23 protein-coding genes are annotated in these 22,883 nt (G+C 63.4%); 12 read left to right on the forward strand and 11 right to left on the reverse strand.

The window, feature by feature from the left end; genetic code table 11:
• Nucleotides 1-20: 20 nt before the first annotated feature.
• The 7 genes from ACMGT0_RS02120 to ycaC all read left to right on the forward strand — a co-directional run bounded on the left by ACMGT0_RS02120 (nucleotide 21) and on the right by ycaC (nucleotide 6,885).
• Nucleotides 21-1,217 (forward strand): SfnB family sulfur acquisition oxidoreductase, encoded by a 1,197-nt coding sequence (locus ACMGT0_RS02120; protein ID WP_054060195.1) that lies wholly within the window; start codon nucleotides 21-23, stop codon nucleotides 1,215-1,217.
• On the forward strand, nucleotides 1,217-2,668 hold the full coding sequence (locus ACMGT0_RS02125; protein ID WP_416771303.1) for an LLM class flavin-dependent oxidoreductase: 1,452 nt from the start codon (nucleotides 1,217-1,219) through the stop codon (nucleotides 2,666-2,668). Before ACMGT0_RS02120 ends, ACMGT0_RS02125 begins: the two co-directional genes overlap by 1 nt.
• A gap of 114 nt (nucleotides 2,669-2,782) precedes the next feature.
• A complete protein-coding gene (locus ACMGT0_RS02130) occupies nucleotides 2,783-3,592 on the forward strand; it encodes a MetQ/NlpA family ABC transporter substrate-binding protein (RefSeq protein ID WP_054060193.1) in 810 nt (269 codons plus the stop codon).
• 1 nt (nucleotide 3,593) lies between these two features.
• Nucleotides 3,594-4,715 (forward strand): methionine ABC transporter ATP-binding protein, encoded by a 1,122-nt coding sequence (locus ACMGT0_RS02135; protein ID WP_416771305.1) that lies wholly within the window; start codon nucleotides 3,594-3,596, stop codon nucleotides 4,713-4,715.
• On the forward strand, nucleotides 4,705-5,349 hold the full coding sequence (locus ACMGT0_RS02140; protein ID WP_054060956.1) for a methionine ABC transporter permease: 645 nt from the start codon (nucleotides 4,705-4,707) through the stop codon (nucleotides 5,347-5,349). Before ACMGT0_RS02135 ends, ACMGT0_RS02140 begins: the two co-directional genes overlap by 11 nt.
• Nucleotides 5,350-5,479: 130 nt before the next feature.
• The gene (locus tag ACMGT0_RS02145; RefSeq protein ID WP_416771308.1) at nucleotides 5,480-6,109 is read left to right on the forward strand and encodes a class I SAM-dependent methyltransferase; all 630 of its coding nucleotides are present in this window, start codon (nucleotides 5,480-5,482) and stop codon (nucleotides 6,107-6,109) included.
• 149 nt (nucleotides 6,110-6,258) lie between these two features.
• Nucleotides 6,259-6,885: an isochorismate family cysteine hydrolase YcaC gene (ycaC, locus tag ACMGT0_RS02150; RefSeq protein ID WP_054060163.1), complete on the forward strand. Its 627-nt coding sequence runs from the start codon at nucleotides 6,259-6,261 to the stop codon at nucleotides 6,883-6,885.
• Between the two features lie 157 nt (nucleotides 6,886-7,042).
• Here the strand turns inward: ycaC and ACMGT0_RS02155 are convergent, their stop codons facing one another.
• Nucleotides 7,043-7,327 carry a DUF6124 family protein gene (locus tag ACMGT0_RS02155; RefSeq protein ID WP_416771310.1) on the reverse strand — a complete coding sequence of 95 codons (285 nt, stop codon included), beginning with the start codon at nucleotides 7,325-7,327 and terminating at the stop codon, nucleotides 7,043-7,045.
• A gap of 498 nt (nucleotides 7,328-7,825) precedes the next feature.
• On the opposite strand from ACMGT0_RS02155, the gene ACMGT0_RS02160 reads away from it, so the two are divergent.
• Nucleotides 7,826-8,515 (forward strand): NYN domain-containing protein, encoded by a 690-nt coding sequence (locus tag ACMGT0_RS02160; protein WP_416773396.1) that lies wholly within the window; start codon nucleotides 7,826-7,828, stop codon nucleotides 8,513-8,515.
• 62 nt (nucleotides 8,516-8,577) lie between these two features.
• Here the strand turns inward: ACMGT0_RS02160 and ACMGT0_RS02165 are convergent, their stop codons facing one another.
• The 8 genes from ACMGT0_RS02165 to ACMGT0_RS02200 form a co-directional block, all read right to left on the reverse strand.
• Complete coding sequence (locus ACMGT0_RS02165) at nucleotides 8,578-8,793, reverse strand: TOBE domain-containing protein (protein ID WP_017901475.1); 216 nt, start codon at nucleotides 8,791-8,793, stop codon at nucleotides 8,578-8,580.
• Between the two features lie 40 nt (nucleotides 8,794-8,833).
• Nucleotides 8,834-9,640: an aliphatic sulfonates ABC transporter ATP-binding protein gene (gene ssuB / locus ACMGT0_RS02170; protein WP_054062007.1), complete on the reverse strand. Its 807-nt coding sequence runs from the start codon at nucleotides 9,638-9,640 to the stop codon at nucleotides 8,834-8,836.
• Nucleotides 9,637-10,425 (reverse strand): aliphatic sulfonate ABC transporter permease SsuC, encoded by a 789-nt coding sequence (gene ssuC / locus ACMGT0_RS02175; RefSeq protein ID WP_416771313.1) that lies wholly within the window; start codon nucleotides 10,423-10,425, stop codon nucleotides 9,637-9,639. Before ssuC ends, ssuB begins: the two co-directional genes overlap by 4 nt.
• Nucleotides 10,426-10,434: 9 nt before the next feature.
• Entirely contained in the window at nucleotides 10,435-11,583 is a 1,149-nt protein-coding gene (gene ssuD, locus ACMGT0_RS02180; protein WP_054062009.1) for an FMNH2-dependent alkanesulfonate monooxygenase, read from the reverse strand.
• 25 nt (nucleotides 11,584-11,608) lie between these two features.
• Nucleotides 11,609-12,574, reverse strand: coding sequence for a sulfonate ABC transporter substrate-binding protein (locus ACMGT0_RS02185; RefSeq protein WP_054058724.1), 966 nt, complete (start codon nucleotides 12,572-12,574; stop codon nucleotides 11,609-11,611).
• A gap of 93 nt (nucleotides 12,575-12,667) precedes the next feature.
• Nucleotides 12,668-13,261 carry an NADPH-dependent FMN reductase gene (gene ssuE, locus ACMGT0_RS02190; protein WP_416771316.1) on the reverse strand — a complete coding sequence of 198 codons (594 nt, stop codon included), beginning with the start codon at nucleotides 13,259-13,261 and terminating at the stop codon, nucleotides 12,668-12,670.
• Between the two features lie 401 nt (nucleotides 13,262-13,662).
• On the reverse strand, nucleotides 13,663-14,301 hold the full coding sequence (locus tag ACMGT0_RS02195; RefSeq protein ID WP_054058721.1) for a peroxiredoxin: 639 nt from the start codon (nucleotides 14,299-14,301) through the stop codon (nucleotides 13,663-13,665).
• Nucleotides 14,302-14,624: 323 nt separating this feature from the next.
• Nucleotides 14,625-15,989, reverse strand: a complete 1,365-nt coding sequence (locus tag ACMGT0_RS02200; protein WP_054058720.1) for an OprD family porin — start codon at nucleotides 15,987-15,989, stop codon at nucleotides 14,625-14,627.
• Nucleotides 15,990-16,672: 683 nt separating this feature from the next.
• Between ACMGT0_RS02200 and tauA the strand changes: the two genes are divergently transcribed.
• Genes tauA through tauD form a run of 4 tightly spaced genes read left to right on the forward strand, consistent with a single transcriptional unit; the run spans nucleotide 16,673 to nucleotide 20,203 of the window.
• Entirely contained in the window at nucleotides 16,673-17,650 is a 978-nt protein-coding gene (gene tauA, locus ACMGT0_RS02205) for a taurine ABC transporter substrate-binding protein (protein WP_054058719.1), read from the forward strand.
• A 47-nt stretch (nucleotides 17,651-17,697) separates the two neighbouring features.
• Nucleotides 17,698-18,492 carry a taurine ABC transporter ATP-binding subunit gene (gene tauB / locus ACMGT0_RS02210; RefSeq protein WP_054062012.1) on the forward strand — a complete coding sequence of 265 codons (795 nt, stop codon included), beginning with the start codon at nucleotides 17,698-17,700 and terminating at the stop codon, nucleotides 18,490-18,492.
• Nucleotides 18,489-19,319 (forward strand): taurine ABC transporter permease TauC, encoded by an 831-nt coding sequence (gene tauC / locus ACMGT0_RS02215; RefSeq protein WP_054062013.1) that lies wholly within the window; start codon nucleotides 18,489-18,491, stop codon nucleotides 19,317-19,319. The genes tauB and tauC overlap by 4 nt, the downstream gene beginning before the upstream one ends.
• 50 nt (nucleotides 19,320-19,369) lie before the next feature.
• Nucleotides 19,370-20,203 carry a taurine dioxygenase gene (gene tauD, locus ACMGT0_RS02220; RefSeq protein ID WP_054058716.1) on the forward strand — a complete coding sequence of 278 codons (834 nt, stop codon included), beginning with the start codon at nucleotides 19,370-19,372 and terminating at the stop codon, nucleotides 20,201-20,203.
• Between the two features lie 153 nt (nucleotides 20,204-20,356).
• Here tauD and ACMGT0_RS02225 read toward each other — a convergent pair whose 3' ends face one another.
• Together ACMGT0_RS02225 and ACMGT0_RS02230 are read right to left on the reverse strand one after the other, a co-directional pair.
• Nucleotides 20,357-20,995: a TetR/AcrR family transcriptional regulator gene (locus tag ACMGT0_RS02225; protein ID WP_054058715.1), complete on the reverse strand. Its 639-nt coding sequence runs from the start codon at nucleotides 20,993-20,995 to the stop codon at nucleotides 20,357-20,359.
• 239 nt (nucleotides 20,996-21,234) lie between these two features.
• Nucleotides 21,235-22,611: a glutamine synthetase family protein gene (locus ACMGT0_RS02230; RefSeq protein ID WP_054058714.1), complete on the reverse strand. Its 1,377-nt coding sequence runs from the start codon at nucleotides 22,609-22,611 to the stop codon at nucleotides 21,235-21,237.
• Between the last annotated feature and the right edge of the window lie 272 nt (nucleotides 22,612-22,883).

Genomic DNA, 22,883 nt, shown 5'->3' on the forward strand with positions numbered 1-22,883 from the left:
CCAGACCTCTGGAGACACCCATGTCACAGTTTTCCCCACGCGTCGCGGTCATTTCCAGCGACGAGCAAGCTTTGATCGTCGCCAGCGACCTGGCCGAGGATTTCAAGCGCGACAGCCAACTGCGCGACCGTGAACGGCGCCTGCCGCTGCCCGAGCTGGAGGTGTTTTCCCGCTCCGGCCTGTGGGGCATCAGTGTGCCTAAGGAATACGGGGGCGCCGGGGTATCGAACGTCACCCTGGCCAAGGTCACGCAACTGATCGCCGAGGCCGACGCCTCCCTCGGGCAGATTCCGCAGAACCATTTCTATGCCCTGGAAGTGCTTCGGGTGAACGGCAGCGAGGCGCAGAAGCGCCGGCTGTATGCCGAAGTCCTGGCCGGTCGCCGCTTCGGCAATGCGCTGGCCGAGCTGGGGACCAAGACCGCCCACGACCGGGTGACCCACCTGCGCCGCGAGGGCGAGGGTTATCGCATCAACGGCCGCAAGTTCTATTCCACCGGTTCGCTCTATGCCCAGCGCATTCCCACCTCGGTGGTCGACGAGCAGGGCGTGCAGCAATTGGCCTTCGTCCCGCGGGACAGCGCCGGGCTGACGGTGATCGACGACTGGACCGGTTTCGGCCAGCGCACCACCGGCAGCGGCTCGGTGGTGTTCGAGGACGTGTTCGTCGCCGCCGAGGACGTGATCCCGTTCCAGAGCGCGTTCGAGCGGCCGACGCCGGTCGGGCCGCTGGCGCAGATCCTCCATGCGGCCATCGACACCGGGATTGCCCGGGCGGCCTACGAGGACACCCTGCATTTCGTCCGTACCCGCACCCGGCCATGGATCGATTCGGGTATCGAAAAAGCTGTCGACGACCCGCTGACCCTCAAGAGCATCGGCCACCTGAGCATCCGCCTGAGTGCCACCGAAGCCTTGCTGGAGCGTGCCGGAGAATGGCTCGACCGTGCCCAGGCCGAACCGAATGCCGACAGCGTGGCGGCGGCCTCGATCGCCGTTGCCGAGGTCCGGGCGATCAGTACCGAAATCTCCCTGGCCGCCGGCAGCACCCTGTTCGAACTGGCGGGCAGCCAGGCGACCCTGGCCGAGCACGGCCTCGACCGCCACTGGCGCAATGCCCGGGTGCACACCCTGCACGACCCGGTGCGCTGGAAGTACCACGCGGTGGGCAACTACTACCTCAACGAGGAAAACCCGCCGCTGCGGGGGACCATCTGATGAGTCGGCCTTTGGAAACGAAAAAGAAGATCCTGCTCAATGCCTTCAACATGAACTGCATCGGGCATATCAACCACGGCCTGTGGACGCATCCACGGGACCAGTCGACCCGCTACAAGACGCTCGAATACTGGACCGAGCTGGCGCAGTTGCTCGAGCGCGGGCTGTTCGACGGACTGTTCATCGCCGATATCGTCGGGGTCTACGACGTCTACCAGCAGTCGGTGGACGTGCCGCTGCGCGAGTCGATCCAACTGCCGGTCAACGACCCGCTGCTGCTGGTATCGGCCATGGCCGCAGTGACGAAAAACCTCGGCTTCGGCCTGACCGCCAACCTGACCTACGAGGCGCCGTACCTGTTCGCCCGCCGACTGTCGACCCTCGATCACCTGAGCCGCGGCCGGGTCGGCTGGAACATCGTCACCGGCTACCTCGACAGCGCCGCCAAGGCCATGGGCCTGGATGCCCAGGCCGAGCACGACCGTCGCTACGACCAGGCCGACGAATACCTGGAGGTGCTCTACAAGCTGCTCGAAGGCAGTTGGGAGAACGACGCGGTGATCAACGACCCGGTGCGGCGGGTGTATGCCGAGCCGGACAAGGTCCACAAGGTGCGGCACAAGGGCGACTTCTACCAGGTCGAGGGCTATCACCTCTGCGAGCCGTCGCCGCAGCGCACGCCGGTGCTGTTCCAGGCCGGCAGCTCCGAGCGCGGCCTGCTGTTCGCCGGGCGACATGCCGAATGCGTGTTCATCAGCGGGCAGAACAAGGCCGCGACCAGGGCCCAGGTGGACAAGGTCCGTGCCAGTGCCGAAGCGGCGGGGCGTGACGGGCAGGCGATCAAGGTGTTCATGGGGATCAATGTGATCGTCGCTGAAACCGAGGAGGCGGCCTGGGCCAAGCATGCGGAGTACCTTGGCTACGCCAGTGCGGAAGCTGGAGTGGCGCATTTCTCGGCGTCCACCGGCATCGACTTTGCCGAGTACGAACTGGACGAGCCGATCCGCTATGTGAAGAGCAACGCGATCCAGTCGGCGACCCGCAACCTGCAGAACAACGACTGGACCCGGCGCAAGTTGCTGGCACAGCACGCCCTGGGCGGGCGCTACGTGACGGTGGTCGGTTCGCCGACCCAGGTGGCCGACGAACTGGAATCGTGGATTGCCGAGACCGGCCTGGACGGTTTCAACCTGACCCGCATCGTCACCCCGGAAAGCTACGAGGACTTCATCGACCTGGTGATTCCCGAGTTGCAGCGACGCGGCTCGTACAAGACCGCGTATGAGCAGGGGACCTTGCGCGAGAAACTGTTCGGGGAGGAGGCGCATCTGCCGCCGGCGCATGCCGGATCAGCTTATCGCCGGGCCTCGCTATCGCCTGGCGCCATCGAAAAAACACCGCAGGCCCCGCTGTCGCCTGGCGCCATCGAAAAACAAACGCTGGCCCTGTAGGAGCCGGGTTTGCCCGCGAAGGCGTCCTCAAGGGCGCTAAAAGCTTCGCGGGCAAGCCACGCTCCTACAAGGTTGGTGCGAATCCTACAGACGATTATCGACTGGAAACCGATCATGAAAACCCTACGCTTCGTTCAGCCAGTCAAGGCACTGGCCCTCGCCCTTGGCCTGTTCAGCGCCGCTGTCCACGCCGCCGACGCCCCACTCAAGGTTGGCACCACCGCCGCCTTCGCCATCCCGCTGGAGGCCGCCGTGGAAGAGGCCGGCAAGCAGGGCCTGAAAGTCGAACTGGTGGAGTTCACCGACTGGATCGCGCCCAACGTCAGCCTGGCCGCCGGCGATATCGACGTGAACTACTTCCAGCACATCCCGTTCCTGGAAAACGCCAAGGCCGCCGCCGGTTTCGACCTGGTGCCCTTCGCTCCGGGGATCATCAACAACGTCGGCCTCTACTCGAAGCAGTACAAGCGCTTCGACGAACTGCCCGAAGGCGCGACCGTGGCCATCGCCAACGACCCGATCAACAGCGGTCGCGGCCTGCAACTGCTGGCCAAGGCCGGGCTGATCACCCTCAAGCCCGGCGTCGGCTACAAGGCCACCGAGGACGACATCGTCAGCAACCCGAAAAAGCTCAAGATCCTTCAGGTCGAGGCCGTGCAACTGGTGCGCGCCTACGATGACGCTGACCTGGTGCAGGGCTACCCGGCCTACATCCGTCTGGCGAAAAGCTTCGATGCCGGCTCCGCGTTGCTGTTCGACGGCCTCGACCACAAGGAGTACGTGATCCAGTTCGTCATCCAGCCGAAGGAAAAGAACGACCCGCGGCTGATCAAGTTCGTCGATATCTACCAGCATTCGCCGGCCGTACGCGCTGCCCTGGACAAGGCCCACGGCAAGCTGTACCAGGCCGGCTGGGAAGGCTGACATGAGTGTCGCCAGCCTCCAGCGCCCGCTGGCCGAAGCGCCACGCGAAGCCGAACAGACCGAATTGCATCCCGAACTCAACCGGGCCCATGTGCGCTTCATCGGCGTGGGCAAGACCTACGACGGCCATCAGGGCCCGGTGCACGCCCTGCAGGGCATCGACCTGGCGATCCAGTGCGGCGAGGTGTTCGGCATCATCGGCCGCAGTGGCGCCGGCAAGTCGTCGCTGATCCGCACCATCAACCGCCTGGAGCAACCCACGGCGGGGCGGGTGCTGATCGACCAGGTGGACATCGGCGGGTTCGACGAAGACCGCCTGGTGGAACTGCGGCGGCGGGTCGGCATGATCTTCCAGCACTTCAACCTGATGTCGGCCAAGACCGTCTGGCAGAACGTCGAGCTGCCGCTGAAGGTGGCCGGGGTACCCCGGCTGGCGCGGGAGCAGAAGGTGCGCGAGCTGCTGGAACTGGTGGGCCTGCGGGACAAGCACAAGGCCTATCCGGCGCAGCTGTCCGGCGGGCAGAAACAGCGGGTGGGCATTGCCCGGGCGCTGGTGCATGACCCGGCGATTCTGTTGTGTGATGAAGCGACCTCGGCGCTCGACCCGGAGACCACCCAGTCGATCCTCGGCCTGCTGCGCGAGATCAACCGGCGCCTGGGCCTGACCGTGGTGCTGATCACCCACGAGATGGCGGTGATTCGTGAGATCTGCGATCGCGTGGTGGTCCTGGAGCGCGGGCGGGTGGTCGAGCAGGGGCCGGTGTGGCAAGTGTTCGGCGACCCGCAGCATGAGGTCAGCCGGACCTTGCTGGCGCCCTTGCAGCACGCGTTGCCGGAGGAACTGCAGGGCCGCCTGCGGGCGCAGCCGGAGTCGGCCGGGGCGGCCGTGGTGCTGCGCCTGCAGTTCACCGGCAGTGCCAGCGACGAACCGGACCTGGCCGCGCTGTTCAGCGCTCTCGGCGGGCGGGTGCGGCTGTTGCAGGGCGGTGTCGAACGGATCCAGGGGCATGCCCTGGGGCAGTTGCTGCTGTCGGTGAGTGGCTCGTCGCTGGACGCCGAGGCGTTGCGCCAGCGCGCGGCCCGTTGGGCGCAACAGGTGGAGGTGCTGGGTTATGTGGCTTGATCGGTTGTGGCAGGGGGTGATCGACACCTTCCTGATGGTCGGCGTGTCGTCGCTGATCGCGCTGTTGCTGGGCATTCCGCTGGCGGTGATCCTGGTCACCAGCCACAAGGGCGGGATCTACGAGGCGCCCACGGTGAACCGGGTGCTGGGGGCGTTCGTCAACCTGTTCCGCTCGATTCCGTTCCTGATCCTGATGGTGGCGCTGATCCCGTTCACCCGGCTGGTCGTGGGGACCACCTATGGGGTGTGGGCGGCCGTGGTGCCGCTGACCATCGCCGCCACGCCGTTCTTTGCGCGGATCGCCGAGGTCAGCCTGCGCGAGGTCGACCATGGCCTGATCGAGGCGGCCCAGGCCATGGGCTGCCGGCGCTGGCATATCGTCTGGCACGTGCTGCTGCCCGAGGCGTTGCCGGGGATCGTCGGCGGTTTCACCATCACCCTGGTGACCATGATCAACTCCTCGGCGATGGCCGGGGCCATTGGTGCCGGAGGCCTGGGGGACATCGCCTATCGCTATGGCTATCAGCGCTTCGACAGCCAGGTGATGCTGACGGTGATCGTGTTGCTGGTGATCCTGGTGGCGGCGATCCAGTTCGGTGGGGACCGATTGGCGCGGGTGCTCAACAAGCGCTGAGATATCTGGCGTCTGGAGCATCGCTTTCGCGGGCAAGTCGGATCGCCGCCCGCGAAAGGGCCCTCCCGGGCGCAGCAGAAATCTGCAGGGTGATATATTCAGCTCATCCACCCCAAAGCGCAGATCCCCGATGAAAACCCTCGGCCCCGACGACCTCCACCAGATCGCCTCCACCACCCTCGGCCACTACAACCGTACCGCCGAAGGCTTCCGCGAAGGCACCCGCGACCACGACGTCAGCCAGAACATCGACGCCCTGCTGCGACATATCCAGGGCACGGCGCCGTTCACCCTCCTGGACTTCGGCTGCGGCCCCGGCCGCGACCTCAAGGCCTTCACCCGCCTGGGTCATGTCGCCGTCGGCCTCGACGGCTCCGAGCGCTTCGCGCAAATGGCCCGCGAGGACAGCGGCTGCGAGGTGCTGCAGCAGAACTTCCTCGAGCTGGACCTGCCGGCCCAACGTTTCGACGGGATCTTTGCCAATGCCGTGCTGTTCCATGTTCCGCTGCAGGAGCTGCCGCGCGTCCTGGAGCAACTGCACGCCACGCTCAAGCCGGGCGGGGTACTGTTCAGTTCCAACCCGCGGGGGGAAAACCAGGAGGGCTGGAATGGCGAGCGTTATGGCTCTTACCACGACCTGGAGGCCTGGCGGGCGTTGCTCACGGCGGCGGGCTTCATCGAACTGGAGCACTACTACCGTCCCGCCGGACTGCCCCGCGAGCAGCAGCCGTGGTTGGCGATTGTCTGGCGCAAGCGTTAGCGGTGCGATGAGGCAGGGCGCTGGATTGTCCATCCTGAGAGGACAGTCAAACCGATTTGAGCCGCTTTTTCCTTTTTCGGCGGCTCATTAATCTGGTCACACATTGAACGACACAGCTTCCCACCACTTAAACGAAAAAGGATCCCCCCATGAGCAAGCCAACCTACAACCGCCTGAACAAAGACGACGCCGTAGTCCTGCTGGTCGACCACCAGACCGGTCTGATTTCCCTGGTGCAGGACTTCTCGCCGAACGAGTTCAAGAACAACGTGTTGGCGTTGGCCGACCTCGCCAAGTTCTTCAACCTGCCCACGATCCTGACCACCAGCTTCGAGCAGGGCCCCAACGGCCCGCTGGTTCCAGAGCTGAAAGAGATGTTCCCGGACGCGCCGTACATCGCCCGCCCCGGCCAGATCAACGCCTGGGACAACGAGGATTTCGTCAAGGCGATCAAGGCCACCGGCCGCAAGCAACTGATCATCGCCGGGGTGGTGACCGACGTTTGCGTGGCGTTCCCGACGCTGTCGGCGCTGGCTGAAGGTTTCGATGTGTTCGTGGTGACCGACGCTTCCGGCACTTTCAACGAAACCGTGCAGCAGGCCGCGTGGAACCGCATGACCCAGGCTGGCGCACAGATGATGAACTGGTTCTCGGTGGCCTGTGAGCTGCACCGCGACTGGCGCAACGACATCGAAGGCTTGGGCAACCTGCTGTCGCAGCGGATCCCCAACTACCGCAACCTGATGAACAGCTACGCGGCGCTGACGGCCCGTTAATCCACCCGGAACCACAAGGCCCGCCTCCGCGCGGGCCTTTTGCTTTGCGCAGACCGGATCGCGTTTGAGAGGGCTTGCCCGCGAAGCTTCTGGCGGCTTCAGGAACGCCTTCGCTGGCAAGCCAGCTCCCACAGGAGTTGCGGTGTTCCCGGATGCTTCAGTGCTGCTGCCCCAGCAACTCATCTACCTGGCTCTGCGCCAACTCGATCAGGTGCACCGAGGCCATCGCCAGATGGCGCGGCAGGCCGCTCAACTGCTCGGCGGACTCATAGGCGGTCGCAGCGGCCGAGCGCAGGATCGAGTCGAGGTTGTTCAGGGTGTCTTCGAGGTGAGGTGTCCTGCTGATGGGATCTGCGGGTAGTTCGTAGTGGGCGAAAGCGCGCTCGGTAGCGGCTTGGAGTGCCGGTTCGCTTTTGGGCGGGTTGGGCGTGACTTTGAACATGGCGATTCTCCTGACATGGTCGAGAACCCGTCACCGTCGTGACCAAACGAGAGGTGGCGGGCGGTACGCAGGTTGGTCAACCGGGATGTCAGGCACCCGGCGCACCCGAAGGCGCCCCGCGCACAGCCCACCATGAAACGACAGACACAGGAAGTGCCTGAAACCTTGGTGGCGCTGGTGCGCCTGACATTGAACGGGTGACCAAACCCGGTCACTGTTTTTCAGTGACAGGTGTCAGCCTAGGTCCCGCAGATCGACAGGCGCAAGCCAAAAGGATTTTCTAGGAAACTTCAGGCGAGGGAAAGGGAATCGTCTTGCTGGTGGGTCTTAGCGTCTGCAACAAGAATGTATCCAACGGTCGTAGTGAGTTGACATCAACGTCATCTGTGGCATTCTTGAAGAACCACTCAGCCCCGTACGCAGCGATTCAGTTCGCTGGCCGTTGGGGTGAAAAAACCGGCCTCGTGCCGGTTTTTTCGTTTCAAGGGACTGAAACCTGTGCGCACAGCCTGCTTTGTGGACGGATACAACCTGTTTTATGGCTTATTGGCAGGAACCCAGTATAAATGGCTGGACCTTCCGGCGCTGCTTCTCCTCATCCTTTGCGCCGAGCAACCCGAGAGCGAACTGGTCTCGATATTTTTCTTCACTTCGGGCGTCAAACCCGATCTTGCCAGTCGTGGCCGGCTCTCCAAGGAGGCCCAGGACACCTATTTGCGTGCGCTCATTGAAAGAGGTGTGCATGTCCATTATGGGCGGCACCAATTGGAGCCGAGGCTTGCGCCTCGATTTGTCGATCGAAATACACCGGCCTCAAGGCAGGACCAGGTCGCTATCTGGAAGCTCGAAGAAAAGGAAACCGATGTTCATATCGCGATCAGCATGTATCGTCTTGCTGCCAAACAAGCGTCGTTGCCTGCTTCTGAACGTATCGGGCAAATCGTGCTGGTGTCAGCCGACACGGATATGACCCCTGCCCTCAGGGCTATCCGGGAGGATCATCCCGAGATTCAAGTGGGTGTAGTTCTGCCGAACCGTGAAGGTATCAAGCGCACACCTCCTGGCTCATTGAAGAATCACTCCAACTGGATGCGTCAGGTCGTCACACAGGAGGAGCTGGCTGCCTGCCAGTTTCCACATCAAGTGCCGACCCGGAAAAAACCGGCGAGAAAGCCGTGCTACTGGTGAGCTTCCCCGAAAAAGAAAACCCCGGAGGGCCTTGGCCGTCCGGGGGCGCTGGGTGCCACCGCTTACAGCTTGGCGATCGACACCTCGGTGGATTTCACGAAGGCGATCACTTCGCTGCCGATTTCCAGTTCCAGTTCCTTGACCGAACGGGTGGTGATCACCGAGGTGACGATGCCGGAAGCGGTCTGGACGTCGATTTCCGACAGTACGTCGCCGGTGACGATTTCCTTGACGGTGCCCTTGAACTGGTTGCGCACGTTGATGGCTTTGATGGTCATGGCGTTGATTCCTGTCTTTGATTGAGTAGGCAAGGCTTGGTTACAGCGCCCAGCGCAATTGCGTGGGCAAGGGTGAAACAGGTTCCGGTTCGGGTGGCGCGCCAGGCAGCGACAGCACCCGGTTCAACACTTCGGTCTCCAGCGCCGCCAGGCGATGGGAACCCCGCACCCGCGGGCGCGGCAGTTCGACGTGCAGGTCGAGGCCGATCTGGCCGTCTTCGATCAGGATCACCCGATCGGCGATGGCCACGGCTTCGCTGACGTCGTGGGTCACCAGCAGCACGGTAAAACCATGCTGCTGCCAAAGGCGCTCGATCAGTTGCTGCATCTCGATCCGGGTCAGGGCGTCCAACGCCCCCAGCGGTTCGTCGAGCAGCAGCAGTCGAGGCTGGTGAATCAGGGCGCGGGCCAGGGCCACGCGCTGTTTCTGGCCACCGGACAGGCCCGCCGGCCACTCGTTGGCACGATCGGCCAGGCCGACCGCTTCCAGTGCCTGCAGGGCCTGGGGACGCCAGTTGCCCTTGAGGCCGAGGCCGACGTTGTCGATGACTTTTTTCCACGGCAGCAGGCGCGCTTCCTGGAACATCAGCCGGGTGTCTTCGCGGGCGTCGCTCAGCGGCGCGGCGCCGGCCAGCAGGTCACCGCCGGTGGGTTTGTCGAGACCGGCCAGCAGGCGCAGCAGGGTGCTCTTGCCGCAACCGCTGCGGCCGACCACGGCGACGAATTGTCCGGCCGGGATATGCAGGTCGATCTCACGCAGGACCTGGCGCTCGCCGAAGGTTTTCTGCAGCTTGCGCGCCGCCAGCGGAATGCCTTGCAGCAGGCGTGGAGGTTGTTGGGCTGTCATGCGGCACCGCCTTTGCTCTGATAGGCCGGATGCCAGCGCAGCCAGACCCGCTCCAGGCCACGGGCCGCGAGGTCGGCGAGTTTGCCCAGGACCGCGTAGAGGACAATCGCCAACACCACCACGTCGGTTTGCAGGAACTCCCGGGCGTTCATCGCCAGGTAGCCGATGCCGGAACTGGCCGAGATGGTCTCGGCGACGATCAGGGTCAGCCACATGAAGCCGAGGGCGAAGCGCACGCCGACCAGGATCGAGGGCAACGCGCCCGGCAGGATCACCTGGCGGAACAGGTTGAAGCCGGACAGGCCGTAGCTGCGCGACATCTCCACCAGGGCCGGATCGACGTTGCGGATGCCGTGGTAGGTGTTGAGGTAGATCGGGAACAGGGTGCCGAGGGCGACCAGGAAAATCTTCGCCGACTCGTCGATGCCGAACCACAGGATGACCAGTGGGATCAGCGCCAGGTGCGGCACGTTGCGGATCATCTGCACCGAGCTGTCGAGCAGGCGTTCGCCCCATTTCGACAGGCCGGTGATGAAGCCCAGGGTCAGGCCGATGCTGCCACCGATGAGGAAACCGAGGCCGGCGCGCCAGCCGCTGATGGCCAGGTGAGTCCAGAGGTCGCCGCTCTGCACCAGGGCGACGCCGGCCTCGACCACGGCGCTCGGCGCGGGCAGGATCCGGGTCGACAGCCAGCCGGCCGAGACCGACAGTTGCCACACCGCCAGCAGCAGGATCGGCAGCGCCCAGGGCGCCAGCCGGTGGGTGATACGGGTCAGGGTCGTCATGGCGCGGCCTCAGCTCTGGGACACGGCTTTGGGCAGGATGTCGTTGGCGACCATCTCACCGAAAGGGCTGACGTAACCGGCGCTTTTCGGCCGCTCCGGGCGCTCGATGTCCAGGTGCGGGAACAGCAGTTCGGCGACCCGGTAGGACTCTTCCAGGTGCGGGTAGCCGGAGAAGATGAAGGTGTCGATGCCCAGGTCCGCGTATTCCTTGACCCGTGCCGCCACGGTCGGGCCATCGCCGACCAGGGCGGTGCCGGCACCGCCCCGTACCAGGCCGACGCCGGCCCACAGGTTGGGGCTGACTTCCAGCTTGTCGCGGCTGCCACCGTGCAGGGCGGCCATGCGCTGCTGGCCGACGGAGTCGAAGCGCGCCAGGGATTTCTGCGCGCGGGCGATGGTGTCATCGTCCAGGTGCGAGATGAGTTTCTCCGCAGCCTTCCAGGCCTCGGCATTGGTTTCGCGAACGATCACGTGCAGGCGGATGCCGAAGCGCACGGTACGGCCCTGTCTGGCGGCCTTGGCGCGGACCTGTTCGATTTTCTCGGCGACGGCGGCCGGCGGTTCGCCCCAGGTCAGGACCATGTCCACCTGTTCGGCGGCCAGGTCCTGGGCGGCTTCCGACGAGCCGCCGAAGTACAGCGGTGGCCGCGGCTGCTGCAGGGGCGGATAGAGCAGCTTGGCGCCCTTCACGCTGATGTGCTGGCCGTCGTAGTCGACGGTCTCGCCTTCCAGTACCCGCCGCCAGATGCGGGTGAACTCCACCGAGGCCTGGTAACGCTCTTCGTGGTCGAGGAACAGGCCGTCGCCGGCCAGCTCGTCCGGGTCGCCGCCGGTCACCAGGTTGAACAGCGCCCGTCCGCCGGACAGCCGGTCGAGGGTCGCCGCCTGGCGCGCCGCCACGGTCGGGGAAATGATTCCGGGGCGCAGGGCGACGAGGAATTTCAGCCGTTGGGTCACCGGGATCAGCGAGGCGGCCACCAGCCAGGAGTCCTCGCAGGAACGCCCGGTGGGGATCAATACGCCGCCGAAGCCGAGGCGATCGGCGGCCTGGGCCACCTGCTGCAGATAACCGTGGTCGACGGCGCGTGCGCCTTCGGCGGTGCCAAGGTAATGGCCGTCGCCGTGGGTAGGCAGGAACCAGAAGATGTTGAGGCTCATGGAGTTGTCTCCTAAGGAATACGGTTCAAGGTGCGGTGGCAACGGCGGCCGGTGGTGTCCAGATCACGTCCTTGATGCTCAGCGGCTTGGGAATCAGCTTGAGCTGGTAGAAGCTGTCGGCGATTTTCTGTTGCGCGGCGACCACCTCGGGGGTGAGGAACTGCGCGCCGTAGCCCTGGCGCTTCACCGAGGTCAGGGTGATGTCGGCGGGCAGGCCGAGCAGCGGCGCGACCTGGGCGGTGACTTCCTCGGGGTTGGCCTTGGACCAGTCGCCGACGGCGCGGACTTCCTCGACCAGGGCCTTGATCACCTCGGGGTGTTTTTGCGCGTAGGGGCGGGTCGCCAGGTAGAACTGGTTGTTGTCCACCAGGCCCTTGCCGTCACGCAGGGTGCGGGCCTTGAGCTGTTGCTCGGCGGCAGCCTGGTAGGGGTCCCAGATCACCCAGGCGTCGACGCTGCCGCGCTCGAAGGCGGCGCGGGCATCGGCGGGCGGCAGGTAGACGGTCTGGATGTCGCTGTACTTGAGGCCGGCGTCTTCCAGGGCGCGGACCAGCAGGTAGTGGACGTTGGAGCCCTTGTTGAGGGCGACCTTCTTGCCCTTGAGTTCCTGTACCGACTTGATCGGCGAGTCCTTGGGTACCAGGATCGCTTCGCTGGTCGGCGCGGGCGGCTCGGAGGCGACGTAGAGCAGGTCGGCACCGGCGGCCTGGGCGAATACCGGTGGCGTCTCGCCGGTGACACCGAAGTCGATCGAGCCGACGTTCAGCCCTTCGAGCAGTTGCGGGCCACCGGGGAACTCGGTCCATTGCACCTGTACGCCCTGCGCGGCAAGGCGTTTTTCCAGGCTGCCCTTGGCCTTGAGCAGGACCAGGGTGCCGTATTTCTGATAACCGATGCGCAGGGATTCGGCCTGGGCTTGGGTAATGGCGCCGAAGGTGACAGCCGCTGCAAACAGAGCGACCAGACCACGACGCAAAATGACAGTGCGCATGGCGCTCTCCTTTTTGCAGTTGGGGTTTTGGCTGCACCTGCTTGCCCGTTGGCGGGCGAGTAAGGCCAGTACATCGATTGCGGGTGAAACGGGCTAGATGCTCCAGCGAGCACTCAGCAGACGATCATTCAGCACGGCCGGGTCCAGGGGCCTGGGCCGGCGGGCCAGGGCCCGGTGGAACTGCTCCAGGGCCTCGTCCAGGCGTTGTTCCAGCGCCGGGGCCAGTTGCGCCTGGGCGCTGCCTTCGCCATAGGCGATCTGGCTGTCCTCGGCGAAGATGCCGTGGAGCATCTCCTGGGCCTTCAGCGCGGCGAGGACCGGCTTGAGCGCATAGTCCACGGCGAGCATGTGGGCGATGCTGCCACCGGTGGCCATGGGCAGGACCACCTTGTGGCTCAGGGCGCGCTCGGGCAGCAGGTCGAGCAGGGTCTTCAGGGCGCCGGAAAACGAGGCCTTGTACACCGGCGTGGCGATCACCAGGCCGTCGGCCTGTTCGATATGCTGCAGCAGATCGACCACCTGCGGGCTGCCGAAGCGTGCATGGAGCAGGTCTTCGGCATTGAAATCACGGATCTGGTAGTTCACTACCTCGATGCCTTGCCGGTTGAGCCAGTCTCTGGCGCGGTCCAGCAGTACCCCGGAGCGCGATCGCTGGCTGGGGCTTCCTCCGAGTGTCACGACCAGCATGTAGGTCTTTCCTCAAACATATGACGGCGATTCGCGGGTTGCGATCTCGCTTGGGTTGACAGACCTTACCAGTGATTTTTTATATCTATAAATCTTATTTATTCATTTGTTTATTCTTAAAGTGCATATAAGGCGGGTTTTGTTCCGGGCAAAAAATAGGCCGTCGAAACGGCCTGAAAACCCCTGCTTTGTGAATACCTTGAAACTGAAAAAAACGGCCGATGTTCTCGATCCCTGTAGGAGCGTGGCTTGCCCGCGATCGAGTGCGAAGCACTCGCAAATCCTGAGCACCCGTTTCATCAGGAACACCGCATCAGGCGATTTCACGACTGCTTCGCAGCCGATCGCGGGCAAGCCACGCTCCTACAGGGGGAGGGCGCTGGCTGCCCTTCACATGGATCTCAGCGATTGGGCTGCGGCGTCAGGCGCAGGTACGGTTTCACCGCGCGGTAGCCTTTCGGGAAGCGACGCTTGATCTCTTCCTCGTCCTTGAGCGACGGCACGATCACCACGTCGTCACCGTCCTGCCAGTTGGCCGGGGTGGCGACCTTGTGGTTGTCGGTCAGTTGCAGCGAGTCGATCACCCGCAGGATCTCGTTGAAGTTGCGGCCGGTGCTCGCCGGGTAGGTGATGGTCAGCCGGATCTTCTTGTTCGGGTCGATCACGAACAGCGAGCGCACGGTCAGGGTGTCGCTGGCATTGGGGTGGATCAGGTCGTACAGGTCGGACACCTTGCGGTCGGCGTCGGCCAGGATCGGAAAGTTGACAAGGGTGTGCTGGGTTTCGTTGATGTCCTCGATCCACTTGTGGTGCGAGTCCACCGGGTCCACGGACAGGGCGATGGCCTTGACGCCGCGCTGGGCGAATTCGTCCTTGAGCTTGGCGGTGAAGCCAAGTTCGGTGGTGCACACCGGGGTGAAGTCCGCCGGGTGGGAAAACAGCACGCCCCAGCTGTCGCCGAGCCACTCGTGGAAACGAATCTTGCCGGCGCTGGAATCCTGTTCGAAGTCGGGGGCGATGTCGCCCAGTCTGAGGCTCATGTGCTGCTCCTTGGGTGAAGGTGGATGAGTCCTAATGTGCCTGTAGTACGGATTATTTAAAAAGAATAAATATCGATTTATTTAGAAGATAAAGAAATATTAAAAACATCTTCATTGGACGCGCAAGGCGACCAGGCGCACTCTTGTCCACAGCTTGTGAGAGGGCTAAGGGGATGTAACTCAGTGGAGTGCCGAACGCCGCGATGTCGAGGTTTGGCGGGAGGCCGAAGCTGATGGTAGTGCTGTATGCAAGACGTGAAGCACTCGGCCCGGCATTGCGCCGGGCCGAGTGTGGATCTTTCTACTAGACGATCACGCGCTTCTTACAGCAGCGGGATCGAGTAGCTGACGATCAGGCGGTTCTCGTCCTGCGAACGGGTGTTCGGCAGGTCGGTACGCCACATGGCGTTTTTCCAGGCGAAGCCCAGGTTCTTGAAGGTACCTTCCGGTACGACGTAGGCCAGGCTGATGTCGCGTTCCCACTCGGAGCTACCGTTGGCACGTACGCCCGATACGATGGTATCGATGTTGTCGCCACGCAGGTAGACGATACCGGCGGTCAGGCCAGGTACGCCAACCTTGGCGAAGTCGTAGGCGTAGCGAGCCTGCCAGGTGCGCTCGCCGGCACGGGCGAACTTCTGGATCTGCACGTCGGTGATGGTGCTGTTGGACGAGCCGTCACCCTGGTTCAGCCAAGGGAAGTCGCTGTCACCCTTGGTGTACTGGTAGCCGGCGCCGAAGGTGTGGCCTTCAACCGAGTACAGGGCCAGGTAGCTGTACAGGTCGTTGTCGACCTTGCCCTTGACCTTGGTGGCGTTGGTGGTGTGATCCGAGTACCAGCCGGTGGTGTAGTAGTTGGCGGTGTCGCCATTGGCACCATTGTCACGGCTGCGGTAGTAGCGCAGGTCGCTCTTGAGTACGCCAGGGCCGATTGCCCAGTTGTGCACCAGGCCCAGGAAGTTCTGCGAGTAGAAGTCCTTCAGCTCGCCGTAGTAGTACGAAGCGGTCAGGTCCTTGGTGATCTTGTAGTCGGCACCACCATAGTAGAACTTGTTGCTGTCACGCGCGGCAGCGGTAGTGCCGTTGGCGCCAGCGATCGACAGGCTCTGGTCGTTGGTGGAGTTACGGCCTTTGGCCGAGTTGATCAGACCGCCGGTCAGGGTCAGATCCTTGATTTCGTTCGACTTGATCTCGCCGCCGGTGAAGGTTTGTGGCAGCAGGCGACCGTCGTTGGTCTTGATGACCGGGTTGTTCGGCTGCAGGGTACCGATCTTCAGTTCGGTCTGGGAAACCTTGACCTTGCCGGTCAGGCCCAGGCTTGCGAAGTCTGGTACTGCGCCATTCTGGCCATTGGTCGGGAAGACTGTGCCGCCGTTGGCAGCACCGTTGGCGTTACCGCTCTTGTCACGGCTGGAGTCCAGACGGATGCCGTACAGACCGATCGCATCGACACCGAACTGCACGGTGCCTTGGGTGTAACCCGAGATGAAGCGCAGATCGAAGCCTTGGCCCCATTCTTCGTTCTTGTTCCGGCTGGTAGCGGTGTTGGCGCCATCGCGGTTATCGGTATTGATGTAGAAGTTGCGCAGACCCAGAGTGGCCTTGCTGTCTTCGATGAAACCTGCGGCGCCTGCCTGCTGCGCCAGAACCCCCACGGCCACAGCCAGGGCCAGAGTGGACTTCTTCATTGGTCTTGCTCCTCTCATTTCTAATTTTTGTATTTCTGATTGGCTCGGGATCTACGCCCCTTTGGCGCCACAGATTTCGCGATTAGCGCCGGATCGTGACCGGTAAGTCAATCGAGACCCGCCTGCCTACGACTTTGGTCTAACCGCTGGTGTTTGGTCCGTGCAGAGTAATGACTTTGTCATAAACCCAAAAAGAATCATTTCGTCCTTTTTCAGACGATTCAGGAATATGGTGTTTGATCGAACGCCGCGCCAGAGGGTGTTATCGACCGCCGGGCTCATTCCTGAAAAGTATTTTTCTGCCTCTTTTTAGAACCCGGCGACTTGCGGAGGCGTCTCCGTACGTCATGGGCGATCAAAAAGGCGACGCAATCATGGCGAAACGCTGCCACTCTCGTCAATTTATTACAGCATTTGTCAGAACAAGATTGCCATGTACCTGTCACATTCCGACGTCCGGTCCGGAGCGTGACTTGTCGGACTGGCCCTCAACCATAGATCACGAAATGCCGTGTCGCGAATCCGCTTGTCTCCACAGCGCGATATGACCCCGGTTTCCGGGGACATGAAAGACATATTTCCTCTCATAAGCTAATGCAAATAAGTTATTTATTTTAAGATTCTTAGATCATTTAGTCTTCTCGACACGCCGAGTCCCGGTCATCCGTTGAGGAGCTTCTCCGATGAAACCCAATTCCCCACTCCGCCTGCTGGCGGCACTGTCCCTGGCCGGGGCTAGCCTGTTCGCCCAGGCTGCCGACCTGACCGTGGCCTACCAGACCACCGTCGATCCGGCCAAGGTCGCCCAGGCCGACGGCACCTACGAAAAAGTCAGCCAGGCCAGGATCGACTGGCGCAAGTTCGACAATGGCGCCGACGTCATCTCGGCCATCGCCTCGGGCGACGTGCAGATCGGCTACCTCGGCTCCAGCCCGCTGACTGCGGCCATCACCCGCAAGGTACCGGTTGAAACCTTCCTGATCGCCACCCAGATCGGCGCCGCCGAGGCCCTGGTGGCTCGCGACGGCTCCGGGATCAACTCGCCCCAGGACCTGGTCGGCAAGAAGGTCGCCGTGCCGTTCGTCTCCACCGGCCACTACAGCCTGCTGGCCGCGCTGAAACACTGGAACATCGATCCGGCGAAGGTGCAGGTCCTCAACCTCGCGCCGCCGGCGATCATCTCCGCCTGGAAGCGCGGCGATATCGATGCCACCTACGTCTGGGACCCGGCCCTGGGCGTGGCCAAGGAAAACGGCAAGGTGCTGATCACCTCCGGCGAACTGGCGAAGCTCGGTGCACCGACGTTCGATGCCTGGATCGTGCGCAAGGACTTTGCCGAGAAGCACCCGGAGATCGTCAAGGCATTCGCCAAAGTGACACTGGATGCCTACGCGCAATACCGAAAAGACCCACAGGCCTGGCTGGCTGACAAAGCGAACGTCGACAAGCTGGTCAAGCTCTCCGGCGCCAAGGCCAGTGACATTCCGCTGCTGCTGCAGGGCAACGTCTACCCGCTGGCGGCTGACCAGGTCACCGTCCTCGGCAAGCCGACCGCCCAGGCGATCACCGACACCGCGACGTTCCTGAAAGAGCAGGGCAAGGTCGAGGCGGTCCTGCCGGACTACGCCCCCTACGTCAGCGCCAAATTCATCACCAACTGATTCAACGGGCCTGATTGCCCGAGCCCAGGACTGAGGAGCCCATCGCCATGGCCTTGTTACAACTGGAGCGCATCAGCGCACAGTACCCCGGTGCGGCCGAGCCGGTGTTGTCGGATATTTCCCTCAGTCTGGGGCCCCAGCAGTTGCTGGTGGCCCTCGGGCCGTCGGGCAGCGGCAAGACTTCGCTGCTGAACCTGATCGCCGGGTTCGTCGAACCCAGCGCCGGGCGCATCACGCTCGACGGTGTGCCGGTCAAGGGCCCGGGCGCCGAGCGCGGGGTGGTGTTCCAGGACGATGCCCTGCTGCCCTGGCAGGACGTGCTGGCCAATGTCGGCTTCGGCCTGGAACTGGCCGGTGTTCCTCGCCAACAGCGCGAAGCCCGTGCCCGGGAAATGCTCGCACTGGTCGACCTGGCGAACTTCGACTCGCGCCGTATCTGGCAACTCTCCGGCGGCCAGAAACAACGTGTCGGCCTGGCCCGCGCCCTGGCGGCGGACCCGCGGGTGCTGCTGATGGACGAGCCGTTCGGCGCCCTCGATGCCTTCACCCGTGAACAGATGCAGGAGCTGTTGCTGCAAGTCTGGAAGCGTACCGCCAAGCCGGTGTTCCTGATTACCCACGATATTGAAGAGGCGGTGTTCCTTGCCACCGACCTGATCCTGCTGGCACCCGATCCGGGACGGGTGGTGGAACACCTGAAGCTGGATTTCGGCCAGCGCTACAGCGCCGGCGAATCCGCCCGCTCGATCAAGTCCGATCCGCGTTTTATCGAAACCCGTGAGCACGTGCTGGCCCGTGTGTTCTCCCAGCGCAGCGCCGCTTCGCGGCAGGAGTTCGTATGAGCAGCTATGAATTGCCGGTGGCGGCCGCCACCAAACCGACCGTGCCTGCGGCACGGCGCAGCTTGAGTACACGCTGGATCAGCGTGCTGACCCTGCTGGGGCTGATTGCCCTGTGGTGGGCGGTCACCGCCTTCGGCGTGATCGAGCCATTGTTCCTGCCACCGCCGTCGGCGGTGCTGGAGAAGGGTTGGCTGCTGGTGACCAAGGGCTATATGGATGCGACCCTCTGGCAGCACCTGGGTGCCAGCCTCGGCCGTATCGGCCTGGCGCTGGGGATTGCCGTGCTGACCGCCATCCCGGTGGGCATCGCGATCGGTCACAACCGGATCGCCCGCGGTATCCTCGACCCGCTGATCGAGTTCTACCGGCCGATCCCGCCGCTGGCCTACCTGCCGCTGATCGTGATCTGGTGCGGTATCGGCGAGCTGTCGAAAGTGCTGCTGATCTACCTGGCGATCTTCGCCCCGATCGCCATCGCGACCGCCACCGGCGTGCGCACCGTCGACCCGGCCAAGCTGCGCGCGGCGCTGTCGCTGGGCGCGACCCGGGCACAGCTGATCCGTCACGTGATCCTGCCCAGCGCCCTGCCGGACATCCTCACCGGTGTCCGCATCGGGCTGGGCGTCGGCTGGTCGACGCTGGTCGCCGCCGAGCTGATCGCGGCCACCAGCGGCCTGGGCTTCATGGTCCAGTCGGCGGCACAGTTTTTGGTGACCGATGTGGTGGTGCTGGGGATCCTGGTGATTGCCCTGATCGCCTTCGCCATGGAGATGGGCCTGCGCGCCCTGCAACGCAAGCTGGTGCCGTGGCACGGCCAGGCTCACTGACAGACTTGATTTCGCCGAGCGCTCGGCGCGTATTTTGAAGAGAACCGACCATGAGCCTGACCCTTACTCCCCTGAGCGCGGCCCTGGGTGCGCAGATCGATGGCATTGCCCTGAGCGAGCCGCTCAACCTCGAGCAGCGCGACGCCATCGAGCAGGCGCTGCTCAAGTACCAGGTGCTGTTCTTCCGCAACCAGCCGCTGAACCCGCAGCAACAGGCGGCGTTCGCGGCGAATTTCGGCGACCTGCATATTCATCCGATCTACCCGAACGTGCCGGAACAGCCGCAGGTGCTGGTCCTCGATACGGCGGTCACCGATGTGCGTGACAACGCCATCTGGCACACCGACGTGACCTTCCTGCCGACCCCGGCGCTCGGTGCGGTGCTGGCGGCCAAGCAGTTGCCGGCCTTTGGCGGCGACACCCTGTGGGCCAGCGGGATCGCTGCGTTCGAGGCCTTGTCGGCACCGTTGCAGCGGCTGCTGGACGGACTCACGGCTACGCACAATTTCATCAAGTCGTTCCCCGTCGAGCGCTTCGGCAGTACGCCGGAAGATCTGGCGCGCTGGGAGGAAACCCGCCGGAACAATCCGCCGCTGTCCCATCCGGTGATTCGCACGCATCCGGTGAGCGGGCGCAAGGCGCTGTTCGTCAACGAGGGCTTCACCACCCGGATCAATGAGCTGGAAGAGGCGGAGAGCGAAGCGATCCTCAAGCTGCTGTTCGCCCACGCGACGCGGCCGGAGTTCACCATCCGCTGGCGCTGGCAGGAGAACGACGTGGCGTTCTGGGACAACCGCGTGACCCAGCACTACGCAGTGGATGACTACCGGCCGAACCGACGGGTGATGCACCGGGCGACCATCCTCGGTGACGCGCCGTTCTAGCACTCCTCAGGGAGCAGGCATTCTTGCCGTGGGAGCCAACTGTCTTTAGTGCGCCGCCGATGAGCGGTCAGACTGCCTGTGGGGGCGGTGGTGACGGTGCTGGCCTATTCGCGGATAAACCGGGGCGCCGGACCGCCGGCTCCCACAAGTTTTTCAGAGCGGGATGTCGCGCTTGGGCAGGTACGGCGGCAGGTACAGCCCCAGGTAGGCGTCGAACACCCGCATGCCTTCCTCGGCCATGCGCGGGGTGATCTGGTCGTGCAGTTGCATCGAGCGCGCATAGACCCGATCGCCCAACTCCATCGCCAGGGCGAACACGTCGACATCCGTCGGCAGCGCCGGCAGTTCGAAGTGGCGGATGAACAGCTTGTGCATCAGGTCGCCCAGCTCGATATCGTGTTGGCGGTCGGCCTGGGTCACCTCGGTCAGGCCGTGCTGGGCGAGGATCAGTTGGCGGGCCGCCGCGTCTTCGCTGTAGATCACCATCATCCGCTGTTCCACCAGCCGTGACAGGTCGCGCCAGCTGTTGAGGCTGGCGTGGTCGATCGGTGCCTGCAGGCAGGCGCGGAAGGCGGCGTGGACGTCGGCGGTGAGGGCTTCGAGCAGGGCCGGGACGCTGGCGAAGAAGTGGTAGACCGACGACGGCGGAATCTGCGCGCGCTCGGCGACGCTGTAGATCGACAGGTTGGCCACGCCTTCGGCGGCCAGCAGGTGGCGGGCGGCGTCGAGAATCGAATCGATCCGCGCCTGGCTGCGGGCACGGGGTTTGCGAGCGGTGGCGGGGCGGGGCATAGCGTTCTCCGGCAAGGGCTGCGGGGATTGTACGCGAGGTCCTGTGCAGGCTGTGAGATCGCCAAAAGCTTCGCGGATAAATCCGGCTGCACAATGATCGTGCTGAACGCAAACCCTGTGTACGGCGCAAGGCTGGGGCGGCGGATGTATCCGCGAAGAGGCCACCTCGATGCCCCCGTCAAAAAAAACGCCGCGGGCCCAGGGGCCGGCGGCGTTCTTCCTTCTATTACCGCACCCGCTTAAACGGTATGCAGGTACCAGTTGTACTCGAGGTCGGAGATGGAGTGTTCGAACTCTTCCAGCTCGCTCTCCTTGCAGGCCACGAAGATGTCGATGTACTTCGGATCGATGTACCGGGCCATGATCTCACTGTCGTCCAGCTCGCGCAGGGCATCGCGCAGGTTGTTCGGCAGGCTCTGCTCGTTCTGTTCGTAGCTGTTGCCTTCGGTCGGTGCCGGTGGCTCGACCTGGTTGGTCAGGCCATGGTGTACGCCGGCCAGGACCGAGGCCATCAGCAGGTACGGGTTGGCGTCGGCTCCGGCCACGCGGTGTTCCAGGCGCACAGCGTCCGGCGAGCCGGTCGGCACGCGCAGGGCCACGGTGCGGTTGTCCAGGCCCCAGCTCGGCGAGTTCGGTACGTAGAACTGCGCGCCGAAGCGGCGGTAGGAGTTGACGTTCGGGCAGAGGAAGGCCATCTGCGCGGGCAGGGTCTCGAGCACACCGCCGATCGCGTGACGCAGCGCGGCGTTCTGCTCGGGATCCTCGCTGGCAAAAATGTTCTTGCCGTCCTTGTCGAGTACCGAGATATGGACATGCAGTCCGTTGCCCGCCTGGCCCGGGTAGGGCTTGGCCATGAAGGTGGTGTCCATTTCATGGTCGTAGGCGATGTTCTTGATCAGGCGCTTGAGCAGGACCGCGTAGTCGCAGGCCTTGATCGGGTCGGCCACGTGGTGCAGGTTCACCTCGAACTGCGCCGGGGCGCTTTCCTTGACGATGGCGTCGGCCGGGATCCCTTGCTCCTTGGCACCTTCGAGGATGTCCTGGAGGCAGTCGACGTATTCATCGAGGTCGTCGATCAGGTAGACCTGTGTCGAGTGCGGGCGTTTGCCGGAGATCGGCGAGCGGGGAGGTTGTGGGCGGCCATTCACGTTCTCCTGGTCGATCAGGTAGAACTCGAGTTCGAAGGCGGCGCAGATGGTCAGACCGAGGTCGTCAAACTTGCTTACAACTTGGCGGAGCACTTCACGAGGATCGGCGAAGAAAGGTTCGCCTTCGAGTTCGTGCATGGTCATCAACAGTTGCGCGGTGGGTCGCTTTTGCCAGGGCTCGTTGCTCAGGGTGCCGGGAATCGGGTAACAGATCCGGTCGGCGTCGCCGATGTCCAGGCCCAGGCCGGTGCTTTCCACCGTCGAGCCGTTGATGTCCAGGGCAAAAAGTGAGGCCGGCAGGTTGATGCCTTTCTCGTAAACCTTGTGGAGGCTGGTGCGTTCGATGCGCTTGCCTCGCACCACACCATTCATATCCGCAATCAGAAGGTCAACGTACAGAACCTCAGGATGTTCCTTAAGGAACACGTTCGCTTCGTTAAGCTGAACGGCACGCGGGGGTACCGACATGATGCAACACCTTTGTTGTTAAAAATATCAATCATTGATCTTTTCTGGTTTCAGTCAACCCGAACGGCATGCCGAAGTCAAGCGAGGCAATTTCTGCCCTGAAAAAGCGCCCGAGTGGCTTTTTTGGGGCATTTTGGGGCGTTTTTTTCCCGCTGACTCCCGTGGGCACCGCAGGCTTGAGCGGGCCGTGTTGTATTTTTTACGGGGGTGTTGTGTAAAAAAATGAACAAGGCTAAGCTCGATTAAAACCCATAACAGCAATAATACCGGGG

It is taken from the genome of Pseudomonas sp. RHF3.3-3 (assembly GCF_048069595.1).
Classification (GTDB): domain Bacteria; phylum Pseudomonadota; class Gammaproteobacteria; order Pseudomonadales; family Pseudomonadaceae; genus Aquipseudomonas; species Aquipseudomonas fuscovaginae_B.